Source organism: Moritella yayanosii, assembly GCF_900465055.1.
Classification (GTDB): Bacteria; Pseudomonadota; Gammaproteobacteria; order Enterobacterales; family Moritellaceae; genus Moritella; species Moritella yayanosii.
In genome coordinates this window covers 2,938,046-2,961,788 of the sequence record NZ_LS483250.1, presented here as the reverse complement: position 1 = coordinate 2,961,788, position 23,743 = coordinate 2,938,046, and the positions used below count along the sequence as shown (strand labels likewise).

Below are 23,743 nucleotides of genomic sequence, written 5' to 3'. Positions count from 1 at the left end.
TTGTTGCTATAACTAAATAATAGCGTTAACGATGGCATGCCAAACCGTTAACTTGTCAGTTATAATTCAATGGATGATCGAGTGACAGATAACGAAACCCAACAACCAAAATCGCTACTTACAGCAAATGATTATTTGTGTAAGATCTTATTATCACCAGTTTATGAAGCTGCTGTGGTCACCCCGTTACAACCATTAACTAAATTATCTGAACGTTTGGGCAATAATATTTTACTGAAACGTGAAGATCGCCAACCCGTGCACTCGTTTAAATTACGCGGTGCATTTAATAAGTTGGTGCAATTATCGGAAGAACAAAAATTACGTGGTGTCATTGCTGCCTCTGCGGGGAATCATGCCCAAGGTGTGGCGTTGTCTGCGAAGAAACTGGGCATTAAAGCGATCATTGTCATGCCTGTTATTACGCCTGAAATTAAAGTGAGCGCTGTGCGTGGCTTTGGTGCGGAAGTTTGTCTGCATGGTGATAGTTTTGATGAAGCGTCACATCACGCTGAAAAACTCGCCATAGAAGACGGTTTGACACTGATCCCGCCGTTTGACGATCCGGATGTGATTGCGGGTCAAGGTACTATCGCGCGTGAATTACTCGAACAAAATGCCCATTTAGATTATATATTTGTGCCAGTTGGCGGCGGCGGTCTTGCTGCAGGTATTTCGGTGTATATCAAACAACTTAAACCATCAATTAAAGTGATTGGTGTTGAGCCGCGAGACTCTGCCTGTTTACGTGCGGCGCTCGATGCTGGTGAACCGGTGACACTTGATCGCGTGGGCATTTTTGCTGATGGCGTGGCGGTAAAACGCATTGGCGTCGAAACCTTCCGTTTGTGTAATGAATTTATTGATGATGTGATCACGGTGAGCAGTGATGAAATCTGTGCCGCGTTAAAAGATATTTTTGAAGATACCCGTGCCATCGCTGAACCATCGGGCGCATTAGCGCTGGCCGGGTTAAAGAAATATACCGCATTGAATGGCTTACGTGATCAAAATATGACGGCGATCTTAAGCGGTGCCAATGTTAATTTCCACTCATTACGTTATGTTTCAGAGCGCAGTGAATATGGTGAGAAGAAGGAGGCGGTACTTGCGGTGACGATTCCAGAACGTCCGGGGGCATTCTTGAAGTTCTGTGAACTAATTGGTAACCGGGCTGTCACCGAGTTTAACTATCGTTATTCTAGTCGTGCTGCGGCGAATATATTTGTCGGTTTACGCACGCCACAAGGTACTGCCGAGTTAGCTACAGTGATCAAGCAATTGCAAGATGCAGAGTATCCAGTGGTTGATTTATCCGATGATGAAATGGCCAAACAGCATGTGCGTTATATGGTTGGCGGTCGTCCTGCGGAAGCGTTGCAAGAACGCTTGTTTAGCTTTGAATTTCCTGAGCATCCTGGGGCATTACAAAAATTCTTATTAACCCTAGGTGTGAATTGGAACATTACCTTATTCCATTACCGCAATCATGGCGCCGCTTATGGTCAGGTATTAACAGGATTTGAATTACCTGACAGTGAGATGAAAGATTTTTCAGCTTATCTGGTTAAATTAGGTTATCAGTATAAAGAAGAAACCGATAACCCAGCCTATAAGTTCTTTCTTGCTCACTAGGGTCATTATGGCACCCAACTCTTGTCCCGGTGTACCGCAATTTGATTGATACGGACTTCGATATCGACCGGTAGACTATTGATATGCCCTTGCTGAATATTATTAATGGTTAATAACCGCGCGAGATCGGGATCTAATTTTAGTTATTTATGTTACTTATGTAGAGATAGAAACTCTCGGGGAAGCTGCTGTTAATGGGTGATTTTTGAGTGAATTGATACTAATAAATTTGTTGCTCATTCAGCTGCGCCGCAATGTAATTTTCTCAGTGCCAGTAATGCCGCGTCATCTTGATAAAGCTGCAATATATCAGGATGGTAAAGCGCCAAGCCTGATTTTAGTCATCACTATAACATCTGAAAAAATAATGAAAATATGAATAAAGCATACTATTGCGGACTTGAAATATAGAATAAACAACCTAGTTTTAAGCAAATAGTGATATTCTTTACCGTATTAATTTATCTTTTTATATTGGAAAATATTATGCTGAGCTACCGCCACAGTTTTCATGCTGGCAACTTTGCAGATGTACTGAAACACGCTGTTGAAGTACTGATCTTAGAAGCGTTAAAACAAAAGGAGTCGCCTTTTATTTATCACGATACCCATTCTGCAGCGGGTCGTTATAGTTTATCGAGTGCCCATGCAGAAAAAACAGCAGAATACGTTGATGGTATCGCCCGTATTTGGCAACAAGGTGAAGTTCCTGCGCCACTGATCCCTTATTTAAATGTGATTAAGCAGTTAAATAGCACGTCTACCTTGAAGCATTATCCGGGCTCACCATTAGTTGCACGTTTATTGCTACGTGAACAAGATCGTATGCAAATGACGGAATTACACCCTGCCGATGTCAAATTATTAGAGCAAGAGTTTGCTGGTGATCGTCAAGCGCGGGTGTACAAGCAAGATGCTTACGAAGGGCTGAAAGCCTTGTTACCGGGACGTAATAAACGTGGTTTAGTACTGCTTGATCCATCTTATGAAATCAAAACAGAGTATCGTCAGGTAGTGCAAGAGATCGCACAGACTTATCGCCGTTTTGCAACCGGCACTTATGCGCTTTGGTATCCGGTGATTGAACGTCGCACGATTGATCGGCTTATGCGTGACTTTGTGGGCACCGGTATTAAGAAAATTTTAGTTATCGAACTTTGTGTCAAAGGCGATAGTGCAGAACGTGGCATGACCGGAACGGGGATGGTGGTGATTAATCCACCGTGGAAACTATACTCGCAAATGGAAGAGTTATTGCCTTGGTTAACTAAAGAGCTAGGCCAAGATAACCACGCGAACTTCCGTCTGGAATGGTTAGTACCTGAATAACTTAGGTTAATATCGAGTTATGATATCGGTGTGATATTGTAACTCGTGCAAGCATCAAATAGGTGGATTATGAAGCAATGGATAGCAGCACAATTATCAGCGCAGGGCGTTGTCGCGGCAGGATTACCCGCTAAACATATTGGTGGAGATGGTGAACATTTGGTGTTTTTTCATGCCAATGGTTTTCCGCCAGCTATGTATCAACAAATGCTACAACCCTTGACTGACACGTATAAAGTCAGCGCTGTTTATCAGCGTCCACTCTGGCCATTACCGGTTCCCGATAATTTTGATAATTGGCGATTAATGATTGATGATGCGTGTCGTTTTATTGCTGCGCAGCCAGAGCCCATTACCTTAGTTGGTCATTCGATGGGCGGCTTGATTAGTATCATTTGTGCGGTACGTGAACCTGACAAAGTAAAACAACTTATTCTACTCGACCCAGTGATCCTGGCTCCTCACCTGATTTGGGTTATGCGTAATCTGCCCGATTTTTTACGTAAAAAACTACCGTTAGTGGCAAAAACATTAAGACGTCCCGATACCTTTGTTAATATTCAACAAGGTTTCGATTTTCATCGTAAAGTCCGTGGTTTTAAAGGCATTTCCGACAGTGTATTAGCGGATTACATGGCCGAAGGTTTGTACCAAACAGATGATGGTTTCAAACTGAGTTATAGTCGTGAATGGGAAGCCACCATTTATCAGACGGTACCTTGGGTTTGGTCGAGCATTAAAAATTTAACCACAGATACGGTGGTGATCAGAGGGCGTGACTCCGATACATTATCGACCGAAGCCGTCGCTCGATTATTGCGTAAGCAGCCACACATTAAACTGGTTGAAGTGGACGGTGGGCATTTGTTCCCGTTAGAGAAACCGTTGCAAACAGCTGATATTATTCGCCAACAGTTAGTCAATCATAAGCATTAGGTTAATATGTATATATCTCGACTCATTAGTTTAGCCTTACGTAAGCTCACTGCAGAGCTACGTTGGATTAATTTATTTTTGATCTTTTGTAGTTACTTGGCCGTTGTTTGGGGATTATTATGGCTGAGCAATGAAACTGCGTTAACCGAGCCGCTGACCTTTTTTTATTATACGGTGGTGGTTATGTCTACGGTTGGCTTTGGCGATCTTTCGCCAAGCACGGCCAATGGACAACTGGTTGTTGCGCTAGTTCAGATCCCGTTTGGGTTGTTAATTTTTGGTGCCGCGATTGGTAAAACAACGCAAGCCATCGTTGCTATTGCAAGGAAAGGTATGAACGGAAAAAAAGATTTTAGTACTTATAGCGATCATATTTTAATTTTAGGTTGGCGTGCGCAGCGCACTAAACGCATTTTAGAATTGATATTGGCAGATAAAAAGCGCCATAACCGCAAAATAATTTTGTGTGTTGAGCGTGATATGAGTCACCCGTTCCCACACATGTTAGATGTTGAATTTGCGCAACTGGAGTCTTTTACCGATAAAGATGAATTAACACGTATTGCCATGGCGCAAGCGAGTTCGATTATTGTTGATGGCGAGAATGATGAAATGACGCTATCAATGGCATTAAGTGCGTCTTCAAATGCATCGAAACAGGCGCATATTAGTGCTTATTTCCATGAGGAAAGCAAAGCCGAATTATTGCGTGCGCACTGCCCTAATGTTGAATGTGCCAGTTCACGTCATGCCGAAATTTTAGTGCGTACCATGCAATCACCTGGTGCTAGCATTTTGCATGAACAACTGTTTTCAACCTTGGATGAAGCAACGTTATATTGCTTAACATTAGAGAATATACCGGCAATGACCGTCGGTGATATATTTCAGCCATTGCGAGAAAAATACAGTATGACTTTAATGGCGATTGCGGATGATGAAAAGGGCGTGGGTTTTAAATTAAATCCAAGCATGGATACCCAACTTCACGCTGGGCAAGTATTGCATTATATCGCCAATGAACGGATCCGTAAGCACGAGATCAACTGGGTTGATGTGTTACTGCTGAAAATAGATAAGTAGGGGGTGGGGAAGAAGGCTCATCACATTTAAAAACGAGCCTGATACTGTCATCGCCCACGGTTGCCGTGGTTAACAGTATCAGGTTAGTGAACTATTTTTCGAGTTCGGTTAAACGTGCTTCTAACGCCGCTAATTTTTCACGGGTACGTAATAGTACTTTGGTTTGTACTTCAAATTCTTCACGGTTAACCAGGTCAAGTTTGTTCAGTTGTGATTGCAATACTTGATGGATCTTTTTTTCTACTTCAGCACCTAACGATTTGACACCCGTTGGTAGTGATTCATGTATTTGCTTGGCGATTTCTTCTAACTTTTGTGGTTTGATCATACGGCACCTATGCGAGTGAGTTTAACTGGAATGTTAATTTTGCTTGATGTTAGTCTAGCATTTTAATTATCGATTAATCGATCTAAAATGAATGCTTAAAATTGATTAGGGGTAATATTTTAACCACCCCATTTTCAGCATAATTTAATAACCCGATCTGTAAACCTTGTAAGTTTTCGGTGACATTAAACAGTCCAAATTGAAATTTCGCTGTTTTTGCGTAATTCATCACCCCAAAATCAACCAATGATAGTTTTTCACTGTAGTTAACCAAGCCGATGTTAGCGCCAGCGACCGTTTTGGATAAATTAACCATAGCTAAATTAACGCCTTTTACGTGCGTAGTATTATTCACTAATGCCATGTTGAAACCAGTATCATGACCTAAATGCCAATTGAGTAAACTAAATGATGCCCCAGAGAATGCATTATTTATCTTGCTGGCACCGAGTAATAAATTGAAACTGATGCCGTCGAGTTTATCCACTTCAGATAAACCCAATACCGCCATATCAAAACCTTTTACTGTTTCGGTTTGACCGTGAAACAGCGAAAAACGGAAACCATCAACTTGTTGGCCAGCTGGGGCATTAAGGCCGACCGTTGAAAATTGCGCAGTTACTTCATTGGCAACCGCAACTTGGCTTAAGCTTAACGTGGCAAGCATTGCCAAGCATATTTTTTTGAATCGCATTTAAAACTCCATAGTGATCATGATGAGGGAAAGACGCGTATGCGATTATAACGGAATTAGGGCGCCAGTTTTAAAAATAATGAATCAGTGATTGATCATGGTAAAAAAAGCCGCAATCGACGGTTCGTCAAAGCGTTTACGCTGACAGCATAAACCCAGATCGAAAGGATCTATTTTATTGCTGTTCTCAAAGGTTAATACCCGATCGCGAACCGGGCTGTTATCCACCACGACTGCGGGCGCAATCCCAACCCCCAATCCTAATGCCACCATACTGACAATCGCTTCGTGTCCGGCCACTGTGGCATAAATACTGGGTTTAATTTTCATTTGTTTAAACCATTTATCAATACGTTTACGGGCAGGACCATGTTCAGGCAAAATAAACGGCACCGAGTTCCAATCAATCGACTCCTGCATGATCTGTTGCTGGACTTGGCAAGAGATCACCGGTGTAATAATTGATAAGGGTACTTTGGCAATTTCGACAAACTTTAAGCGATTGGATATTTTGTCCGGATGTGCAGCAATGGCAATATCAATTTTTTCTTCATCAACCAGTTGCATGCCCATCGCGGCATCACCGGTAATCAATTTTAATTCGACGTTAGGGTGCAGCAAACGGAATTTATCGAGTATCGGTGGTAAATGACTATAGGCAGCGGTCACGGAACAGAAAATAGTAAGCTCACCATCCAGTTCGCCGTTGTGATTATTTAGGTCTGCTTTCAGTTGTGTCCAGCTGTCGAGGGTTTGTTGGGCGAAGCTGCGCAAGCGTTTACCACTTTCGGTGAGGGCAACAGAACGATTATCGCGGGCGAATATTTGGCTGCCAACGGCTTCTTCTAACCGCTGCATGGTGCGAGTGAGTGTCGAGGTACTGACATGCATGGCCTCGGCAGTCTTACCAAAGTGTAATGTCGTGGCCAAATGTAAAAAAAGTTGCAGTGAACGAATATCCATATGGCCATTTTCCTTAAGGTATAGTTATCTGTTGTTATTGTTATTACTGCTGTGATTAATAGTTGTGAAATATTAACCGAGTCCAATGTAGGCTAATCAGCTGCTTTTCATGTGTTATTTCGAAGCATGGGGTATTAGATCGCTATGTGACTGTTTTAAATTCTGACTGAAGTCTAAATTGTACTGGATAAATGTTTACGTTGCACATATTGCAACACTGTATTGTAAATATATCATTTCCAGCAATGTGTAACTTAGCATATAGTGAATGGGTAGAGCATCACTGGAGTAGTGATCGCGCATTCAAATTACAAAATTCTCATGGAGAGCAACATGGCTAACTATTTTAACACTTTAAACTTACGCCAGCAGTTAGAGCAACTTGGTAAATGTCGTTTTATGGATCGCAGTGAGTTTGCTGACGGTTGTAACTTCATTAAAGATTGGTCAATTGTTATTGTAGGTTGTGGTGCACAAGGTCTAAACCAAGGCCTAAACATGCGTGACTCAGGCCTTAACATTTCTTATGCATTACGTGCTGCGGCGATCTCAGAAAAACGTCAGTCATACCTAAACGCATCAGAAAATGGTTTCACTGTTGATACTTATGAGAATTTAATCCCACAAGCAGACTTAGTACTTAACCTTACTCCAGATAAGCAGCATTCAAATGTGGTTGAAACGATCATGCCACTGATGAAACAAGGTTCAACACTGTCTTATTCTCACGGTTTCAATATCGTAGAAGAAGGCATGCAAGTGCGTGATGACATTACCGTGGTCATGGTTGCACCTAAGTGTCCTGGTTCGGAAGTACGTGAAGAATACAAACGTGGTTTTGGTGTCCCAACACTGATCGCGGTTCATCCAGAAAATGATCCAAAAGGCGATGGCCTTGCCATTGCTAAAGCATACGCATCTGCCACGGGTGGCGATCGCGCTGGTGTACTTGAGTCTTCGTTTGTTGCGGAAGTTAAATCTGACCTGATGGGTGAGCAAACTATCCTATGTGGTATGTTACAAACCGGTGCTATCCTTGCGTTTGACAAAATGGTTGCTGATGGTAAATCACCAGCATACGCAGGTAAATTAATTCAGTTCGGTTGGGAAACCATCACTGAAGCACTTAAGTATGGCGGTATCACTAACATGATGGATCGTCTATCTAACCCAGCGAAACTGAAAGCATTCGACATGGCTGAAGAAATGAAAAGTACACTTCGCCCATTATTCGAAAAACACATGGATAATATCATTACGGGTCACTTTTCATCTACGATGATGGCTGACTGGGCAAACGATGACGTTAACCTGCTTAAATGGCGCAAAGAGACGGGCGAAACGGCATTCGAAAATTATCCTGAATCAGATATCGTGATTGATGAGCAAGAGTTCTTCGACAACGGCACCTTATTCGTTGCGATGATTAAAGCCGGTGTTGAACTGGCTTTTGAAAGCATGGTTGCATCGGGTATTGTTGATGAGTCTGCATACTATGAGTCACTGCACGAAACTCCGTTAATCGCCAATACTATTGCCCGTAAGCGTTTATACGAAATGAACGTGGTTATCTCTGATACGGCTGAATACGGTTGTTACCTATTTACGCATGAAGCTGCGCCGCAACTGCGTGAGTACATAAATGCACTCCCTACTGAATTAATGGGTTCTGCATTCGCTGCTGAATCAAACGGCGTTGATAATGCGCGTTTAATCGAAGTTAACGATGAAATTCGTAATCACCCGGTCGAAGTTATCGGTAAGAAATTACGTGGTTACATGTCAGATATGCAGAAAATTGTTGGCTAATACCTGATGTGATCATCATGGTGTGAGTTGCTAAGCCCAGTAGACATGATGATGTTTACTGGGCTTTTTTTGTTTAAATTTAGATGATTACGGATTTGGTAATTAAGGTGCGTTTGGAAATTTGTTTTGATAAACGCAATTCCCAGTACCAATCTTACATAACATGCGTTACGCGCTGTAGGCGTCTAAAGGGTGTTAGATCTAAAGATCACCTGAAAGCCTTAAAACACGACCCAAACTTTGAAGATTAGCCCTTAAATTAAAAACTTAATGTTGCACTAGTTTGGTGGTTTCTATTTTCAGGCGAGATGAGACTAACAGTGGCTATTTATCTGTATTTGGTCAGCGTTAAGCATACATAGCCAATAATTATACATGCTTACTGTTATTCAGAGCGGAGATGAACCTAAAGCGCATACGTCGTAATTAAATACTTCACTATCGCTTTTGATTCAAACATATCCACATCGGTGTTCGGATCTTTCAAGAACGGCACTTGTACTGTGCCATGTTCAGCAAAAAATGCACTGCGTTTAGTTTCTGGTAACGGCGTGTATTCACCTAGACTTAGGCGATGGATAGCCGGGCCAAGTTCACCAAATTGTTGCTTACCTAAATTGATCAGTAAATATGGCAGTTCTAATTCACATAACGTCTCACGCACTGGACGTGAATAAGGGCTACTTTCAAAACTGTATAATACCAGTGGGTCGGTTGGCTCTAGTGCTGGTTTTTTGGTTTTACCAGCGTTCCAACGGATCAGTGAGGCACTGGTGGAAGTGGCATAATTAAAAATATTAGCGCGTAACCGGATCGGCGCACTGCTATTGGCGTAATGTTTGTATAAATAGTCGATGATCTCTGACGCTGAATTTAAGATGGTCTGGGTATTTTTATCGATTAGGAACGGAATTTTATCTGTGCTATACATGTCTTGCAGCTGTTGGATGTGGCGCTCGCCGCCTTTGGGGCAAGGAATAATAAGTACATCCAGATTCAACTCTGAAATCGCTTCACGTACTAAGCGACACAGTGGGTCGGCTTCGTTGTCATACATGATTAACGGATCTTGCTCATTAATCGTGGTTTTTGCTGCTTTGGTGCCAGCCCATAAGCGTGTTTGTGAAGCCAGAGTCGAAGTCAGTAGATTAAACATAGCGTAAATCCGTTAAATTAAAACCTCATTTTAAATGCACAAATTTGAAAAATCTGTCTAGTCTAGCGCTGGATAATATGTTTCTGGTGAAAGTGTTATTGACTGCAAACTTTGTGTTATCGGATTGAATCAGTATAATGCGTTTTTTGCTTGATTTTGGGTAGGGTATGTCAGCTGAATATGACAATCGTTTTGGTGGTATTGCACGTTTATATGGCGTTAAAGCACTGCAATTTTTTAGTCAAGCACATGTGTGTGTGATTGGTATTGGTGGTGTGGGTTCTTGGGCCGCTGAAACATTAGCACGTTCAGGCATCGGCAAGATCACCCTGATCGACATGGATGATATTTGTGTGACTAATACCAACCGTCAAATTCATGCCTTAAAAGACACCATAGGTCAGCAAAAAATTGATGTAATGGCGGCGCGTATTCGTGCCATTAATCCAGAATGTGTCGTGACCCCAATCGATGACTTTATCACGGTTGATGATGTTGGCATGCACATAAGTAAAGATTTCGATTATGTGATTGATGCGATTGATAGCGTACGTTCAAAAACGGCACTGTTAGCGTACTGTAATCGACAAAAAATCAAATGCATTACGATTGGCGCTGCGGGTGGTCAAATCGATCCAACCCAAATCCAAGTACTGGATTTATCTCGAACACATCAAGATCCTTTAGCAGCGAAAGTACGCTCTGATCTGCGCCGTTTGCATAATTTCAGTAAGAACCCAACCAGTCGATTTGGTATTGAATGTGTATTTTCAACCGAGCAATTAATTTACCCAGGTACGGATGGCGAAGTATGTTCGACCAAGCACTTTCTTGACGGCGCCACGGGCATGGATTGTTCAAGTGGCTTCGGTTCTTCAACCGCAGTGACGGCTAGCTTTGGTTTAATTGCAGCTTCGCGGGTATTGAAAAAATTAGCCGAAAGAGAAGCGCGTTATCGATCTGAATAAGGTATTTAATATCGCGCTCGTGGCTTTTCCCTATCGCTTAGCTTTGCTCGGGTTAAATTCGGTTATGTTAATCACTTGTGATACAATTCAAACATATGTTTGAAAAACTAAACTGATCACATCAAGTAAGGATACAAGGTATGAGTAAAGTATTTATCGTTGCAGCAAAACGTACAGCGCTGGGTAGTTTCGGCGGTAGCTTAGCGGGTGTTGACGCCGCTACGTTAGGTGCTACGGCGATCAAAGGCGCATTGGCAGCCGCCAAGGTTAATCCAGAGCACGTTGATGAAGTGATTGTTGGTAATGTGATTAGTGCAGGACAAGGCATGGGGCCAGGTCGTCAAGCGGCGATGCAAGCGGGTATTCCTGCGAGTGTACCTGCTTATACGTTAAATATGATCTGTGGCAGTGGCATGAAAACGATTATGGACGGTGCGGCGCATATTAAAGCCGGAGATGCCGATATCGTAGTGGCTGCAGGCATGGAAAGTATGTCTAATATTCCTTATTTGATGCCCGCTAAAACGCGCTTTGGTTCAAAAATGGGTAACATGACCATGGTTGATGCCATGATTAATGATGGTTTGACCGACGTATTTAATAATTACCACATGGGCATGACGGCAGAAAATATCGTTGAGCAGTTTGGTTTAACCCGTGAGCAACAAGATACCTTTGCCGTTGGTAGCCAACACAAAGCGGTTGCTGCCATTGCGGCAGGCCGTTTTGTTGACGAGATAGTACCGGTTGAAGTCAAAGTACGTCGCCAAACACAAAGTTTCGCCACGGATGAATATCCAAAAGATAATGCCAGTGTTGCAGATTTAGCGAAGCTGCGTCCGGCATTTAAAGCGGACGGTTCAGTAACCGCGGCAAATGCATCGGGTATCAATGATGGTGCTGCGGCGATCATCTTAGCGTCAGCAGCAGCCGTGGAAAAATATGGTTTAGAACCGATGGCCGAATTAATTGCTTATGGTCAAGGTGGTGTCGATCCGCAGGTGATGGGACTAGGTCCTGTTCCTGCGATTGAACAAGCGCTTAAACGTGCTGACATGTCATTAGAGCAGATGGAGTTGTTAGAGCTCAATGAAGCCTTTGCTGCGCAAGCGTTAGGGGTAATGACGAATCTGACTCAAGCACACAATGTGGATATGGATTGGTTTGCCGATAAGACTAATGTCAACGGTGGCGCTATCGCATTAGGTCATCCGTTGGGTGCATCTGGTGGTCGTATTACGGTAACATTATTACACGAAATGCAAAAACGTGGTGTCGACTATGGCTTAGCATCACTGTGTATAGGTGGTGGTATGGGCACGGCTTTGATCGTTAAAAACTTGCAGAAGTAATGCTTAGCTAGTTTTTTTTGATTAAGGTTTGATTAATATAGCGTGACTTGATCAAGTGGGGAACATTGATTCACCACTTGATGTCGGCCGATTAAGCCGCTTGTATTGCCGCTATCACGGCTTTTAAGCCATTGCCACGAGAAGGGCTTAGCTGTTGCATAAAACCAAGCTGAGTGAAATAGCAATCAATATCAAATGCTGCGATTTCAACGCGCGTTTTGCCATTCACTGCTGCTAATAGCGTCGCCATTAACCCTTTTACAATACGCGCATCTGAATCTAGCCCAAACCATAAACGTCCGTCATTATCGCAACTAAATACTATCCACGCCTGACTTTCACAGCCTTTAATTTGATTTTCTGCTACTTTATAGTCATCCGTTAACGCTGGGATCTTTTTACCGAGCAAAATTAATTGGCGGTATTTATTTTGCCAGCCAGCTTGTGCGGTTAATAACGTTATTACATCGGTACTGGTAATTTCGTTGCCAAATGGGCTCGACGAGAAATCGGTCATGATCATTCCTGTATTGCTAACCAGACTTGCAGCCTGGCAGGATAAAGTTAATCTGTTATTCATTACAATAACGGTGCTCTAGATACGGTAACAGATTAGAGTAAATCTTGTAGTTCATTCAATGCTTTAATAAAGAAGTCTATTTCTGCTTTGGTATTATAAATAGCCAACGACACCCGGATGGTGCCGGATAAATTAAGGCTCTGCATCAGAGGTTGTGCACAGTGATGACCCGTGCGAACCGCAATGCCTTGTAAGTCCAACAGCATCCCCACATCACTATTATGCGCATCATCCATAATAAAGCTGACACCGCCAGCACGATGGTGCGGCGCGCCTATGATCTTAATGCGCGGCATATTTTCGAGTTGCGCCGTGGTGTAGGCCAGTAATTCGGCTTCGTGAGCAGCCAACACTTGTCGGTCGTAACTGGTTAGAAACGTCATGGCGCGGGCCAGACTGATCGCACCAGCAATGTTGGGGGTACCGGCTTCAAATTTAAACGGTAGCTCGTTATAAGTGGTTTGTGCAAAGCTTACAGTTTTAATCATTTCGCCACCGCCTTGCCAAGGCGGCAGTTGATTAAGCGCTTCTTCTTTACCCCAGAGTACGCCGATACCGGTAGGACCATACATTTTATGCCCAGAGAACACATAAAAATCACAACCGAGGGCTTGCACGTCAACCTGCCAATGCGCAATAGCTTGGGCGCCGTCGATTAATACCTTCGCACCCGTTTGCTTGGCTAACGTAATTATCTCTTCAATTGGATTCACGGTGCCGATGGCATTAGAGACATGGCTAACCGCCACTAACTTGGTTTTATCGCTGAGTAATTGCTTATAGGCCTGTATATCTATGTCGGTTGACGGTAACAGCGGAATAACCTTGAGGATGGCGCCTGTACGTTGTGCGAGCATTTGCCAAGGCACGATATTGGCGTGATGCTCTAAGGTGGAAATGATGATCTCATCGCCTGCTTGGATACTGGTGGTTAAGCAATTGGCGATTAAGTTAATCGCTTCGGTGGTGCCACGCGTCCAAATGATCTCTTTACTGCTATTGGCATTAATAAATTGCGCGCAGATATCGCGGGCATTTTCATAGGCAGATGTGGCCTGCGCGCTGAGTGCATGTGACGCGCGGTGGACATTAGCGTTTATGTCACGATAATAGGTATTAATCGCTTCGAGAACACACAAGGGTTTTTGGCTTGTCGCGGCATTATCTAAGTAAATTAATGGGTGATCATTGACTTGTTGCGATAATACGGGGAATTGTTGTCTAAGGTCGGTTAATTCTATATCGTTAAGCATGGTGTAAACTCACTATCAAGGAGTGGGGGATTATAACCTGAAAGAACGCCTTGCGCATTTGTCCATTTAGGCGCGTTGAAATAGTTTTTGCAATTATTATGATTTAATTTTTATTGCTGGTTTTTGGCTTTTTTTTGTGTTTTAAACTGTTTCATGGCATGAGTGGTCATAAAGTAATCAGGCGTGCTTGTTTTTAGCGCTATTTATGTGAGGTTAAAGATGGTGATATTTTGCACTATTATTGATTTGTGTCTGGGTTTACTGTATAAACCGAGCATTAAAAGTATACCTAGTAGCTTCAAATGCGACTATGTAGACACTTATATTTGAAGTTATTGGAGCACACTATGTCAAAAGTATGCCAAGTTACTGGTAAAAAACCAGCTGTTGGTAACAACGTTTCTCACGCAAAAAACCGCACACGTCGCCGTTTTTTGCCAAACCTACATACACATCGTTTCTGGGTTGAGAGCGAAAACCGCTTTGTAAAGTTACGTCTTACTTGTAAAGGTATGCGTATTATTGATAAAAAGGGTATCGATTCAGTTCTTGCTGAAATGCGTGCCCGTGGTGAGAAGGTTTAAGGAGCTCTATTATGCGCGATAAAATTCGTTTGAATTCATCTGCTGGTACTGGTCACTTCTATACCACTACTAAGAATAAAAGAAACATGCCTGAGAAAATGGAGATCAAGAAGTTTGATCCTGTAGTTCGCAAGCACGTTATGTACAAAGAAGGCAAAATCAAGTAATTCTTGATTGCGCATTCGATGTATAGAAAATGCCAGTTATTTATAACTGGCATTTTTTTTATGTTAAATTTGCTACAATCTAATTTCTACCTCTTTTCCTCATGTTTTAGTCTGGTGTTGCCCTTATGAAATTGAATCCCCGTCAGGATGAAGCTGTAAAATATATTTCTGGTCCGTGTTTGGTACTCGCTGGTGCTGGCAGTGGTAAAACCCGTGTTATTACCACCAAAATTGCCCACCTGGTACAAAACTGCAGTTACAAGGCCTGTAATATTGCGGCGCTAACCTTTACCAATAAAGCAGCGCGCGAAATGAAAGAACGTATTGCTAAGACATTAGGTAAGAAAGAAGCAAAAGGCTTAATGGTATCGACGTTTCATACCTTAGGTTTAAATATTATTCGTAAAGAATATAAACACTTAGGAATTAAACAAGCATTTACGCTGTTTGATGATCAAGACCAGACCGCATTATTAAAAGAACTCACCCAAGATACGCTAGAAGAAGATAAAGAGCTTATCGACCAATTGCGTAGCGCCATTTCTAGTTGGAAAAATGAGTTGGTATTGCCGCCACAAGCGATTGCGCGTGCGCAGATGCCACAAGACAAATTATTTGCCCAGTGTTATGACGACTATATCCGCCACATGAAAGCGTATAATGCCTTGGACTTTGATGATCTCATCATGATGCCAACACTGTTGTTACGCTTAAATGAAGAAGTACGCGAACGCTGGCAAAACAAGATCCGCTATTTATTAGTGGATGAATACCAAGATACCAATACCAGCCAATATGAATTGGTGAAGTTAATTGTCGGTCAAAGTGCAAAGTTTACTGTGGTCGGTGATGATGATCAGTCAATTTATTCATGGCGTGGTGCCCGACCTGAAAATCTGACATTATTGCAAAAAGATTTTCCGGGTTTGAAAGTGGTGAAGCTTGAGCAAAACTACCGTTCGACCCAACGAATCTTGAAAGCGGCAAATATCTTAATTGATAATAATCCCCATGAATTTAATAAACGCTTATTCAGCGAGCTTGGTTATGGCGAGCCGATTAAAGTGTTCACCACTAAAAATGAAGAGCATGAAGCTGAAAAAGTAGTATCAGAACTACTAGCACACAAGTTTATGGCGCGCAGTGACTATAAAGATTATGCGATCTTATACCGTGGTAATCATCAGTCGCGGTTATTTGAAAAAACGCTAATGACTAACCGTATTCCGTATAAGATCAGTGGTGGAACATCATTCTTCTCGCGTGCCGAAATAAAAGATATGATGGCTTACCTGCGATTACTCGTGAACCCGGATGATGATAATGCGTTTTTACGTGTGGTAAACGTACCGCGCCGTGAAATTGGCCCGACAACATTAGAAAAATTAGGTAATTACGCCAACATGCGTAATATTAGCTTGTTTGCTGCTAGTTTTGAAATGGGCTTAGAGCAAACCCTGACGGGACGTGGTTTACTTGCGGTGCGTGGTTTTACCCGTTGGTTAGTGGCATTAGCCGATCAGGAACAGCGTTGCGATAGCATTGATGCGGTACGTGATATGGTGCGTGATATTCATTACGAAGATTGGTTATACGAAACCAGTACCAGTGCTAAAGCCGCAGAAATGCGCATGAAGAATGTTTCAGAGCTGTATCGCTGGGTGACTGAAATGCTCAAGGGCGATGATCTCGATGAAGAGATGACGTTAGCGCAGGTTGTTACCCGCTTAACCTTACGGGATATGCTTGAACGTAACGAAGAAGACGACGATTCTGATCAAGTGCAGTTAATGACTTTCCATGCTTCTAAAGGGCTGGAATTTCCGTACGTATTCATGGTAGGTATGGAAGAGGGCATATTACCGCATCAAAGCTCGATTGATGATGATCCGAATGTCGAAGAGGAACGCCGTTTGGCCTACGTGGGTATCACTCGTGCGCAAAAAGTCTTATTCATGATGCTCTGTAAAGAACGTCGTCAGTTTGGTGAAGTGGTGAAGCCGGAACCAAGCCGTTTCTTGTTCGAGTTACCGCAAGATGATCTCGAATGGGACTTACGTAAAAAACCGGATTCGGCAGTAGAAAAACAAGCAAAAGGTAAACGAGGCGTGGCGAATCTAAGAGCGTTATTTAATAAATAGCCACCTCACACAGGCTTCGGCGTATCGATTTAATCGCTTATTAGAGATCTAATAAGCGATTAACGTGCCTGTAATCCATTGGTTCTGCGATATAACTGCCTTGGCCAAACTCGCAGCCTAACTCCACTAACTTAGCGTGCTGCTGCTGGGTCTCAATACCTTCTACAATCACCTTAAAACCCATATCGTGGCTAATATCTCTAATTACCCGAATTAATGACAAGTCTTTTTTGGACATCAGCATACGATTGGTAAAACGGCTGTCTATTTTGACAAAATCAATTGGATATTGAAAAAAAGCGTTTAACGAACTAAAACCGGTACCAAAATCATCTAGCCCCACTTTCACCCCAATTTGCCGCAATTTTTCTAACGAGCAAATGGCAAATTTATTGTGCAGCATGAATTCCTGTTCCCTAAATTCAAATACCAGGCTATGCGGGGGTATCTGTTGTTGTTGAATAATAAAAATTAAATGTTCAACCGCACCATTAAGAATAAGGTGCTTGGCTGATAAGTTCATGGTTAATATGATTTGTTGATTGTCTCTGTGGGAGTTATGCCACTTTTTGAGCTGTAAGCAGGCTTTATTAATAATATGTAAATCGAGCGCGATGATAATATCGGTGTTCTCTGCTAATGAGATAAAATTATTATCACCGCACTGCTCTTTCTCATGCCAATGAGCTATCACTTCAAAGCCGATCAGTTGATTGTTGTTTAGTTGAATAATGGGTTGGTAGTAAGGCAATATATCGTGGTTAATAATAGCGCGTGTGAGCTTCTCTTGTTGCAGTATGCCCAGGGTGTTTTTCATTGGCGTTGGTAATGCGGTGGAAAGGTGATATTGACCAAAGCCTTGGTGTCGTGCATTTGTTAGGGCGATATCGGCATCTTTCAATACCTGGCTAACAGAATGCGGTGCTTGTTGTAAGCTAATACCGATACTACTACTGCAGAGAATTTTATAATTGTTCACTTGAAAACTAAACCGAAACTGTGACTGAATTTCTTTGGCCAGTTCTATGGCGCTATCGGCATCGGTGATATCTGTTTTTAATAAGGCAAACTCGTCACCTTGTAAGTTAACTAAGCAATCATTACTTGACGTTAATGATTGTAAATGAGTTTGGATGATCGTAATTAACTTATGGCTGAGTTCACTGCCAAAGCTTTGTTCAACCTCGGTGATATTATCCACCTTGATCAGCAAAAGTACGAAGCTGCGTTGGGTCTGCTGCAACTCTTGTAAGGCCGATTTTAGCTGGATTAAAAATAAGGCTCGTTGCGTTCGCAAAGAATGAGATAAGGCTAAACTAATTAGCTCGGTGTTATTTTCGGGTTGTTGGTTTGGGAGACGATCCTTGTTCACAGTCGGTATCCTAATGGTCTTTAATCACTTAAAAACTAAGTTTTATAGTAATAAAGTCTAGCAGTGGATAGCTGTGGGTCAAAAAAAGCCACTAAATAAATTAGTGGCTTTATCGAAAGTGCGTGTTGTTATAACGGATTGGCGTTGAATTTTTTTGTTATAACGTTATTGAGTCATGGTGTTATAGGCCTTGGATCATATAATCAACAGCGGCTTGTAATTCATCATCTGAACAGATCGCACAGGTACCACGTGCTGGCATTGCGCCATTGAAGCCTTCGATCGCGTGGCGATACAAGGTGTCTTTACCTTTAGCAATGCGCGGCGCCCACTGCTCGGCATTACCTTTAATTGGTGCGCCAGCAAGGCCACTACCGTGACACATGTTACATGTAGCTGTATAAACTTGCTCACCAGTACGTGGTGCTGCTGGTGCTGTGCTTTTAGCAACAACTGGAGCCAGTTCACCAGGTAGGTATACTTGACCTACTGGTGCGATGCGTTCTGCAACTGCTTCAGGAGAGTTGTGGCCAGCGTTTACGGTGAATGTAAATAGCAATGATGCTGTTAAAGTGATTAGAATATTTCGTAATTTATACATGCTCTTTTTAGCTCCCTAATTAATGGATTGTCAGTCTGTGGGTGACTTTTGTTATAATAAATCCCTACTGCTGTCAGGCATTATATCCTTACCTAGCCTTAGGTTAAATAGTTGTAACAGTGTTTGTTGTATTTTACTTGGTTATAAAAGATACAGGCAAGGTGATTATCCGACATTTTCCCTTGGAATAAACGGATTTGCCTAGACGAGGTTGATGGTTGGACGTAAGATATTGGGCATGCATCTTTAGCTCAGTTGGATAGAGCGTCGCCCTCCGGAGGCGAAGGTCGCAGGTTCGACTCCTGCAAGGTGCACCATTATAGTTGTTGTGTAATGAATGATAAATGGCGGTTGTAGCTCAGTTGGTAGAGCCCCGGATTGTGATTCCGGTTGTCGCGGGTTCAAATCCCGTCAGTCGCCCCATTGCTATTGGATTTAGCCCGCATAGATGCATATAGTTTCGGCAGTGCAGTAACTTACCTTGGCTGTTTTTTACACTGGCGCTGTTTATTTTTATTCCGATTTAATTGAAAACGATAAAATTTTAGTTTTTTAGTTAAAAAGACTTGCAGACTTACACACACTATCTATAATGCGCACACTTGTTAAGAATGATATATTCTAATAAGTATGTTCGGTGATTAGCGCAGCTTGGTAGCGCACCTGGTTTGGGACCAGGGGGTCAGAGGTTCGAATCCTCTATCACCGACCACTATGGCGGTTGTAGCTCAGTTGGTAGAGCCCCGGATTGTGATTCCGGTTGTCGCGGGTTCAAATCCCGTCAGTCGCCCCATATTCGATAACGACGATATTCTTTTAGAATGGAGTTATCACCCTTGCTAGAGTTACCTGCTAGTAAGTTGAAAAATTGTGCGGAAGTGGCGGAATTGGTAGACGCGCTAGATTTAGGTTCTAGTATTGCAAAGTGTGAGAGTTCAAGTCTCTCCTTCCGCACCATGTTCGGTGATTAGCGCAGCTTGGTAGCGCACCTGGTTTGGGACCAGGGGGTCAGAGGTTCGAATCCTCTATCACCGACCACTTATTTTTCCAAGTAATTGGAATCTGGGAAAGCCTGCTCATTGAGCAGGCTTTTTTCGTTTCGGACGTTCCAATTATAGCTCTACTATCTACAACCTCGTACTGCACCATGCTAAAGAATGAGTTTAAACCCATTTATTTTCACTGACTTCACAATTATTGTTAGTCTTGATATGACACTTGGTCATTTATCCGTTTTACCTCTCAAACTCTCTATTTGGCTATTTCCCTGCGTAGGTGAATGTGGTTTTATAACCATTCACTATATTTCTAAGGGATAGAAATTAGGGGCAATTAGGGAGTTAGTAGGAGGAGTTATGGATGGGAAACTCGATGTTGAACAAGGAAAATCAGGGACGAATACCGTCATATCATCACTGCTAAAAACAGCAGGTGGCATGACCGGGATCTCGGCAGTATTACAACAAAGTAAATTTGAATCATTATTACTCAGTGTGCAATTAGCGGAGGATGATGATCTTAACGAGGTAGATTTACTCTCTCGTATATTAGGTATTGAACCATTAATTTCAGAGCAAGAACATGGTAACAAAGTCTAAAAGCAGTAGGTAAAGCCCATTTTTCGGTAATGGGCTTTTTTTTATCATATATTTCGATTCTCTTTGTCACTTTCAATGCAATTTTCAATTTTAAGTAATTATTGATTATCACCTTCCGACGACACTGATATAATCTTGCACCTCATTAATTGACTAACGGGTTGTCGCGTGACTGAAATCAGTTTTTACCAACAAATTTATCCTATCATCGTAATGATGCCGATTGCGGCGGCTTGTTTTTTAGCGCTGGTATTAACCAAAGGTGAAATATGTCCTGGCCAGCGTAAACGTATTACCGAAAATATGATCTCAGTCTGGGCTGTGCTGGCGCTAGGTCTGATGATTGGCGTTGAGGTTTATGCGACGACATTAACCTTGATTGTTGGTGGTATTGCGGTATTTATAGGCATCATGCAAAACTTAATTCAATCACGTTTACAAGGTAAGCGGTCTATTCCAAGTACTTGGTTGCGGTTGCCCATTGCACTTGCGGTGATTACGGGATTATTAGTGTTGTGGCAACAGCAGCAAGCATTATTACTATTAGAAGCCGTACTGTTGGGGGCGGTATTTGCGCATGTCATCTTATTACGCGCTAAACATCGCTTACAGGCATTTAATGTGATTTTACCTGTGGTTGGTATCGCTAGCAGTGTATTGCTGATGGTAGGCTTGCTCGTTGTCGCTAGTATGCATGCTGACTCAAGCAATATGATGGTGATCCAAGAATTTGTTATTTATCGTGCCGTTATTTTATTGTTAGCATTAGCGGTGTGGACTATCCCGCTTTATACCAAGCAAGAATACAGTCCCAATTTGGTATCATTGACCACGGTATTATTATTATTCTCGGAAGTGATTGGCATGGGTGTCGTCGCCGCGTTTTAGGTTGCATTACTGTTATTTAATAAGTCCTTTTAGCACCGCGCGTGCAGCTTGGGATAAAATAATGCTGCCTAAAAAAAGAAAACACCGAACGTTGTCACGTTTAGTGCTTTATACACCGTCAAGATATCCGCTGAGATATAAGCCTAAAATTGCTTAATCGAGCGGCATTGTCATTATGGTAACGTTATAAGCTATAAATCGATGGAATTAACTCTGCATCGTTAGATAGCTCAATTTGCGTTTTCAAATTACGGCTATGTGGTTTACACAGAGGAACAATAAAACTATCAGCTTGTAATTGATTAGAAATTTTTACTATGACACCATGTACAGAGGGGTTACAGCAGTTATATTCAGAGCAATAGCTTTGATCGTTTTGACTAAAATGTTTCCAATAGTCAAACCAATGTTCGCGTGATTTATCGGTAATCAATTGATCAGATATATTTGTTACTATCATTTTGGCCTCTTATTTTGTGTAAAATCAGGTAATGTCGTTCTCGTTAATAAACTTGTTGGATAACGTGAGAGAGGTGCTCGGCGGCAAACTGTTCGCTGTCAGCCATCGTTAAAATATCGTGCTGTGAATATATTTTGCCATTATATACAACGACAATACTGGTATCGCCGGCTTGTAGATAATTTTTTTCACCGAATGGGGTATAGCAAGTTGCACCGATACTAATGAGAGCTTGTTGCGGGTAATCAGCGATAAATAATAACTCAGCGATATTTTCGGCGGGACCTTCATCCTGCTGATGGTTCATTTGATTTTTGATCCACTCCAATAAGTTGCTATGAAAATAGTTGTAATCAAGTACGGGACAATCTTCGCCATAGCGAGACAATTTACCATTTCGTTTATGAAAACTGGCAATGCGAAAATCATCGAGTAGTGAGCCTGGTTCTAAGTTGTCAATGGCCAGTAACGTTGTAGATATGCCTTTTGATTCCATGCCCCAGTTTTTCTTTTCACTGATTTTTTTTACATTAGCTTTTCTGATTGAACAGTCGTTGAATGCTGAAAAATGAGTCGGTGTTAATTTCACTACTTTATTATCGCTGTAGCTGATATCACATAAGAGCACTACTTCTGCTTCAATTTGTAAATTATCAGCATTATTAGGAGTCTTAATTCGGTCATTAGAAAACGGATATACTGATAGAAATGAATTTATTGCTCCCGGTACATAAAAAGGAAAGAGTGCTTTTGGTTGTGCTTCATCTACGGTTTCGACATTAATAAAGTCGGCTGCTTCTCCAGCTTGTTCTAAATGACCTGCAACATTACCAGCAATACCAAAGCCAATTATTTTTTCAAATGTCAAAATATTCACCTTTAAAAATATAAGATACATGGTGTCAATGTTATCTTATATCTTGAATTTGTAGGGATGGATTTATTTTATCCAACCATTTTATAATTACTTTTTTATTAAAAATAAGACGAGTGAATAGATTATATTAATGCGAAGGAATTAAAATGAAAAGCTGGAGCAGATTGGATTGAATTATAAGTTTTAAATGGTTTTTATGGTGTTAAAAGCGGTGCGGCTATTTATCTATAAAATTACATGTTTTATTTATGTCAGTGTTAATGGATTAACGGATGTAAATAATCTATTGTTCAGATTTATAATAAACGCGTTCAGGTCTACCGACTCGACCGTGTTCAATTTTAGCAATTAAATAATTACCTGCAGTGCAGTATTCAAGATAACGACGCGATGTAGTTTTACTTATTTGTACTGTTGTACTTAAGCTATCTGCGGTATGTGCAGGAGTGGCTATTTTAAATGCTGCTTTGACTTTATTAAGTGTTAACTCATCAATACCTTTGGGCAAGTTATCATTATTCATATCGCGAGATTGAAAATTAAATAGATCATCAACGAGACGTTGATTAACTCTGTCTGTCGATTTTAATGAATTAGTGTATTTAAGATAACGATTTAAAGTATCTTGTAATCTGTCATAAGCAATCGGTTTAAGTAAATAATCGAATACGCCACTGCGAACGGCTTCCCTAACAGTCACCATATCACTTGCTGCTGTGATGAAGATAATATCACCACTATTTTTTGAATCTATCAAATCTTTAATAAGATTAAGACCTTGACCATCTGGTAAGTAATTATCTAGCAGGATTAACTTAGGTTTTAAGATTCTGATCATGGTTCTTGCTTCAGCTAGATTACCGGCAATACCAACGGCTTTAAAGCGAAAAGTTTTATTTATAAAATGCGCATGTAACTCAGCGATATTGGATTCATCTTCAACAATTAATACATCAATTATATCCATTG

The 23,743-nt window shown here is 41.7% G+C and carries 23 protein-coding genes and 6 tRNA genes; 18 read left to right on the top strand and 11 right to left on the bottom strand.

All coding sequences use genetic code 11. The features are described from left to right. The first annotated feature begins 69 nt into the window (after window positions 1-69). From ilvA to MORIYA_RS13730, 4 genes are all read left to right on the top strand, one after another. The gene (gene ilvA / locus MORIYA_RS13750) at window positions 70-1,635 is read left to right on the top strand and encodes a threonine ammonia-lyase, biosynthetic (protein WP_112716038.1); all 1,566 of its coding nucleotides are present in this window, start codon (window positions 70-72) and stop codon (window positions 1,633-1,635) included. 486 nt (window positions 1,636-2,121) lie between these two features. Further along, window positions 2,122-2,964: a 23S rRNA (adenine(2030)-N(6))-methyltransferase RlmJ gene (locus MORIYA_RS13740; protein ID WP_112716036.1), complete on the top strand. Its 843-nt coding sequence runs from the start codon at window positions 2,122-2,124 to the stop codon at window positions 2,962-2,964. Window positions 2,965-3,033: 69 nt separating this feature from the next. After that, window positions 3,034-3,900 carry an alpha/beta fold hydrolase gene (locus MORIYA_RS13735; protein ID WP_112716034.1) on the top strand — a complete coding sequence of 289 codons (867 nt, stop codon included), beginning with the start codon at window positions 3,034-3,036 and terminating at the stop codon, window positions 3,898-3,900. Window positions 3,901-3,906: 6 nt separating this feature from the next. Beyond that, window positions 3,907-4,983, top strand: a complete 1,077-nt coding sequence (locus MORIYA_RS13730; protein ID WP_112716032.1) for a potassium channel family protein — start codon at window positions 3,907-3,909, stop codon at window positions 4,981-4,983. A 91-nt stretch (window positions 4,984-5,074) separates the two neighbouring features. Here the strand turns inward: MORIYA_RS13730 and ubiK are convergent, their stop codons facing one another. The 3 genes from ubiK to ilvY form a co-directional block, all read right to left on the bottom strand. Then, window positions 5,075-5,311: a ubiquinone biosynthesis accessory factor UbiK gene (ubiK, locus tag MORIYA_RS13725; RefSeq protein ID WP_045112274.1), complete on the bottom strand. Its 237-nt coding sequence runs from the start codon at window positions 5,309-5,311 to the stop codon at window positions 5,075-5,077. 82 nt (window positions 5,312-5,393) lie between these two features. Next, complete coding sequence (locus MORIYA_RS13720) at window positions 5,394-6,005, bottom strand: LA_2272 family surface repeat-containing protein (protein WP_112716030.1); 612 nt, start codon at window positions 6,003-6,005, stop codon at window positions 5,394-5,396. An 84-nt stretch (window positions 6,006-6,089) separates the two neighbouring features. Beyond that, on the bottom strand, window positions 6,090-6,968 hold the full coding sequence (ilvY, locus tag MORIYA_RS13715) for an HTH-type transcriptional activator IlvY (RefSeq protein WP_112716028.1): 879 nt from the start codon (window positions 6,966-6,968) through the stop codon (window positions 6,090-6,092). A gap of 333 nt (window positions 6,969-7,301) precedes the next feature. On the opposite strand from ilvY, the gene ilvC reads away from it, so the two are divergent. Then, the gene (gene ilvC / locus MORIYA_RS13710) at window positions 7,302-8,777 is read left to right on the top strand and encodes a ketol-acid reductoisomerase (RefSeq protein WP_112716026.1); all 1,476 of its coding nucleotides are present in this window, start codon (window positions 7,302-7,304) and stop codon (window positions 8,775-8,777) included. A 406-nt stretch (window positions 8,778-9,183) separates the two neighbouring features. Here the strand turns inward: ilvC and MORIYA_RS13705 are convergent, their stop codons facing one another. Beyond that, window positions 9,184-9,933 (bottom strand): glutathione S-transferase N-terminal domain-containing protein, encoded by a 750-nt coding sequence (locus MORIYA_RS13705; RefSeq protein ID WP_112716024.1) that lies wholly within the window; start codon window positions 9,931-9,933, stop codon window positions 9,184-9,186. A gap of 167 nt (window positions 9,934-10,100) precedes the next feature. Between MORIYA_RS13705 and tcdA the strand changes: the two genes are divergently transcribed. Both tcdA and MORIYA_RS13695 read left to right on the top strand, forming a co-directional pair. Beyond that, on the top strand, window positions 10,101-10,901 hold the full coding sequence (gene tcdA / locus MORIYA_RS13700; protein ID WP_112716022.1) for a tRNA cyclic N6-threonylcarbamoyladenosine(37) synthase TcdA: 801 nt from the start codon (window positions 10,101-10,103) through the stop codon (window positions 10,899-10,901). A gap of 140 nt (window positions 10,902-11,041) precedes the next feature. Then, window positions 11,042-12,253 carry an acetyl-CoA C-acetyltransferase gene (locus MORIYA_RS13695; RefSeq protein WP_112716020.1) on the top strand — a complete coding sequence of 404 codons (1,212 nt, stop codon included), beginning with the start codon at window positions 11,042-11,044 and terminating at the stop codon, window positions 12,251-12,253. A 91-nt stretch (window positions 12,254-12,344) separates the two neighbouring features. On the opposite strand, the gene csdE is transcribed toward MORIYA_RS13695, so the two are convergent. Together csdE and MORIYA_RS13685 are read right to left on the bottom strand one after the other, a co-directional pair. Next, window positions 12,345-12,770: a cysteine desulfurase sulfur acceptor subunit CsdE gene (csdE, locus tag MORIYA_RS13690; RefSeq protein WP_112716018.1), complete on the bottom strand. Its 426-nt coding sequence runs from the start codon at window positions 12,768-12,770 to the stop codon at window positions 12,345-12,347. A 95-nt stretch (window positions 12,771-12,865) separates the two neighbouring features. Then, entirely contained in the window at window positions 12,866-14,086 is a 1,221-nt protein-coding gene (locus MORIYA_RS13685) for a cysteine desulfurase (RefSeq protein WP_112716016.1), read from the bottom strand. 347 nt (window positions 14,087-14,433) lie between these two features. Between MORIYA_RS13685 and rpmB the strand changes: the two genes are divergently transcribed. The 3 genes from rpmB to rep all read left to right on the top strand — a co-directional run bounded on the left by rpmB (window position 14,434) and on the right by rep (window position 16,978). Further along, window positions 14,434-14,670, top strand: a complete 237-nt coding sequence (rpmB, locus tag MORIYA_RS13680) for a 50S ribosomal protein L28 (RefSeq protein WP_006030956.1) — start codon at window positions 14,434-14,436, stop codon at window positions 14,668-14,670. A gap of 11 nt (window positions 14,671-14,681) precedes the next feature. Beyond that, on the top strand, window positions 14,682-14,837 hold the full coding sequence (gene rpmG, locus MORIYA_RS13675; RefSeq protein WP_112716014.1) for a 50S ribosomal protein L33: 156 nt from the start codon (window positions 14,682-14,684) through the stop codon (window positions 14,835-14,837). Window positions 14,838-14,962: 125 nt separating this feature from the next. Continuing rightward, window positions 14,963-16,978, top strand: coding sequence for a DNA helicase Rep (gene rep, locus MORIYA_RS13670; RefSeq protein WP_112716012.1), 2,016 nt, complete (start codon window positions 14,963-14,965; stop codon window positions 16,976-16,978). Window positions 16,979-17,018: 40 nt separating this feature from the next. Here rep and MORIYA_RS13665 read toward each other — a convergent pair whose 3' ends face one another. Both MORIYA_RS13665 and MORIYA_RS13660 read right to left on the bottom strand, forming a co-directional pair. Next, entirely contained in the window at window positions 17,019-18,350 is a 1,332-nt protein-coding gene (locus tag MORIYA_RS13665) for a bifunctional diguanylate cyclase/phosphodiesterase (protein ID WP_112716010.1), read from the bottom strand. Between the two features lie 181 nt (window positions 18,351-18,531). Continuing rightward, on the bottom strand, window positions 18,532-18,951 hold the full coding sequence (locus MORIYA_RS13660; protein ID WP_112716008.1) for a c-type cytochrome: 420 nt from the start codon (window positions 18,949-18,951) through the stop codon (window positions 18,532-18,534). 240 nt (window positions 18,952-19,191) lie between these two features. On the opposite strand from MORIYA_RS13660, the gene MORIYA_RS13655 reads away from it, so the two are divergent. The 8 genes from MORIYA_RS13655 to MORIYA_RS13620 all read left to right on the top strand — a co-directional run bounded on the left by MORIYA_RS13655 (window position 19,192) and on the right by MORIYA_RS13620 (window position 21,437). Beyond that, window positions 19,192-19,268 (top strand) — tRNA-Arg (locus tag MORIYA_RS13655). Between the two features lie 30 nt (window positions 19,269-19,298). Continuing rightward, window positions 19,299-19,374: transfer RNA gene (locus MORIYA_RS13650), tRNA-His, on the top strand. A 212-nt stretch (window positions 19,375-19,586) separates the two neighbouring features. Next, window positions 19,587-19,663 (top strand) — tRNA-Pro (locus tag MORIYA_RS13645). A gap of 5 nt (window positions 19,664-19,668) precedes the next feature. Beyond that, window positions 19,669-19,744, top strand: a tRNA-His gene (locus MORIYA_RS13640). A 79-nt stretch (window positions 19,745-19,823) separates the two neighbouring features. Then, window positions 19,824-19,908, top strand: a tRNA-Leu gene (locus tag MORIYA_RS13635). A 4-nt stretch (window positions 19,909-19,912) separates the two neighbouring features. Next, window positions 19,913-19,989: transfer RNA gene (locus MORIYA_RS13630), tRNA-Pro, on the top strand. Between the two features lie 317 nt (window positions 19,990-20,306). Continuing rightward, a complete protein-coding gene (locus tag MORIYA_RS13625) occupies window positions 20,307-20,549 on the top strand; it encodes a hypothetical protein (protein WP_112716006.1) in 243 nt (80 codons plus the stop codon). 168 nt (window positions 20,550-20,717) lie between these two features. Next, window positions 20,718-21,437 carry a hypothetical protein gene (locus MORIYA_RS13620; protein WP_112716004.1) on the top strand — a complete coding sequence of 240 codons (720 nt, stop codon included), beginning with the start codon at window positions 20,718-20,720 and terminating at the stop codon, window positions 21,435-21,437. Between the two features lie 184 nt (window positions 21,438-21,621). Here MORIYA_RS13620 and MORIYA_RS13615 read toward each other — a convergent pair whose 3' ends face one another. The 3 genes from MORIYA_RS13615 to dpiA all read right to left on the bottom strand — a co-directional run bounded on the left by MORIYA_RS13615 (window position 21,622) and on the right by dpiA (window position 23,741). Then, window positions 21,622-21,897: a hypothetical protein gene (locus tag MORIYA_RS13615; RefSeq protein ID WP_112716002.1), complete on the bottom strand. Its 276-nt coding sequence runs from the start codon at window positions 21,895-21,897 to the stop codon at window positions 21,622-21,624. A gap of 43 nt (window positions 21,898-21,940) precedes the next feature. Next, entirely contained in the window at window positions 21,941-22,765 is an 825-nt protein-coding gene (locus MORIYA_RS13610) for a DUF5718 family protein (RefSeq protein ID WP_162629274.1), read from the bottom strand. A gap of 292 nt (window positions 22,766-23,057) precedes the next feature. Beyond that, entirely contained in the window at window positions 23,058-23,741 is a 684-nt protein-coding gene (dpiA, locus tag MORIYA_RS13605) for a two-component response regulator DpiA (protein ID WP_112715998.1), read from the bottom strand. Window positions 23,742-23,743: the final 2 nt, after the last annotated feature.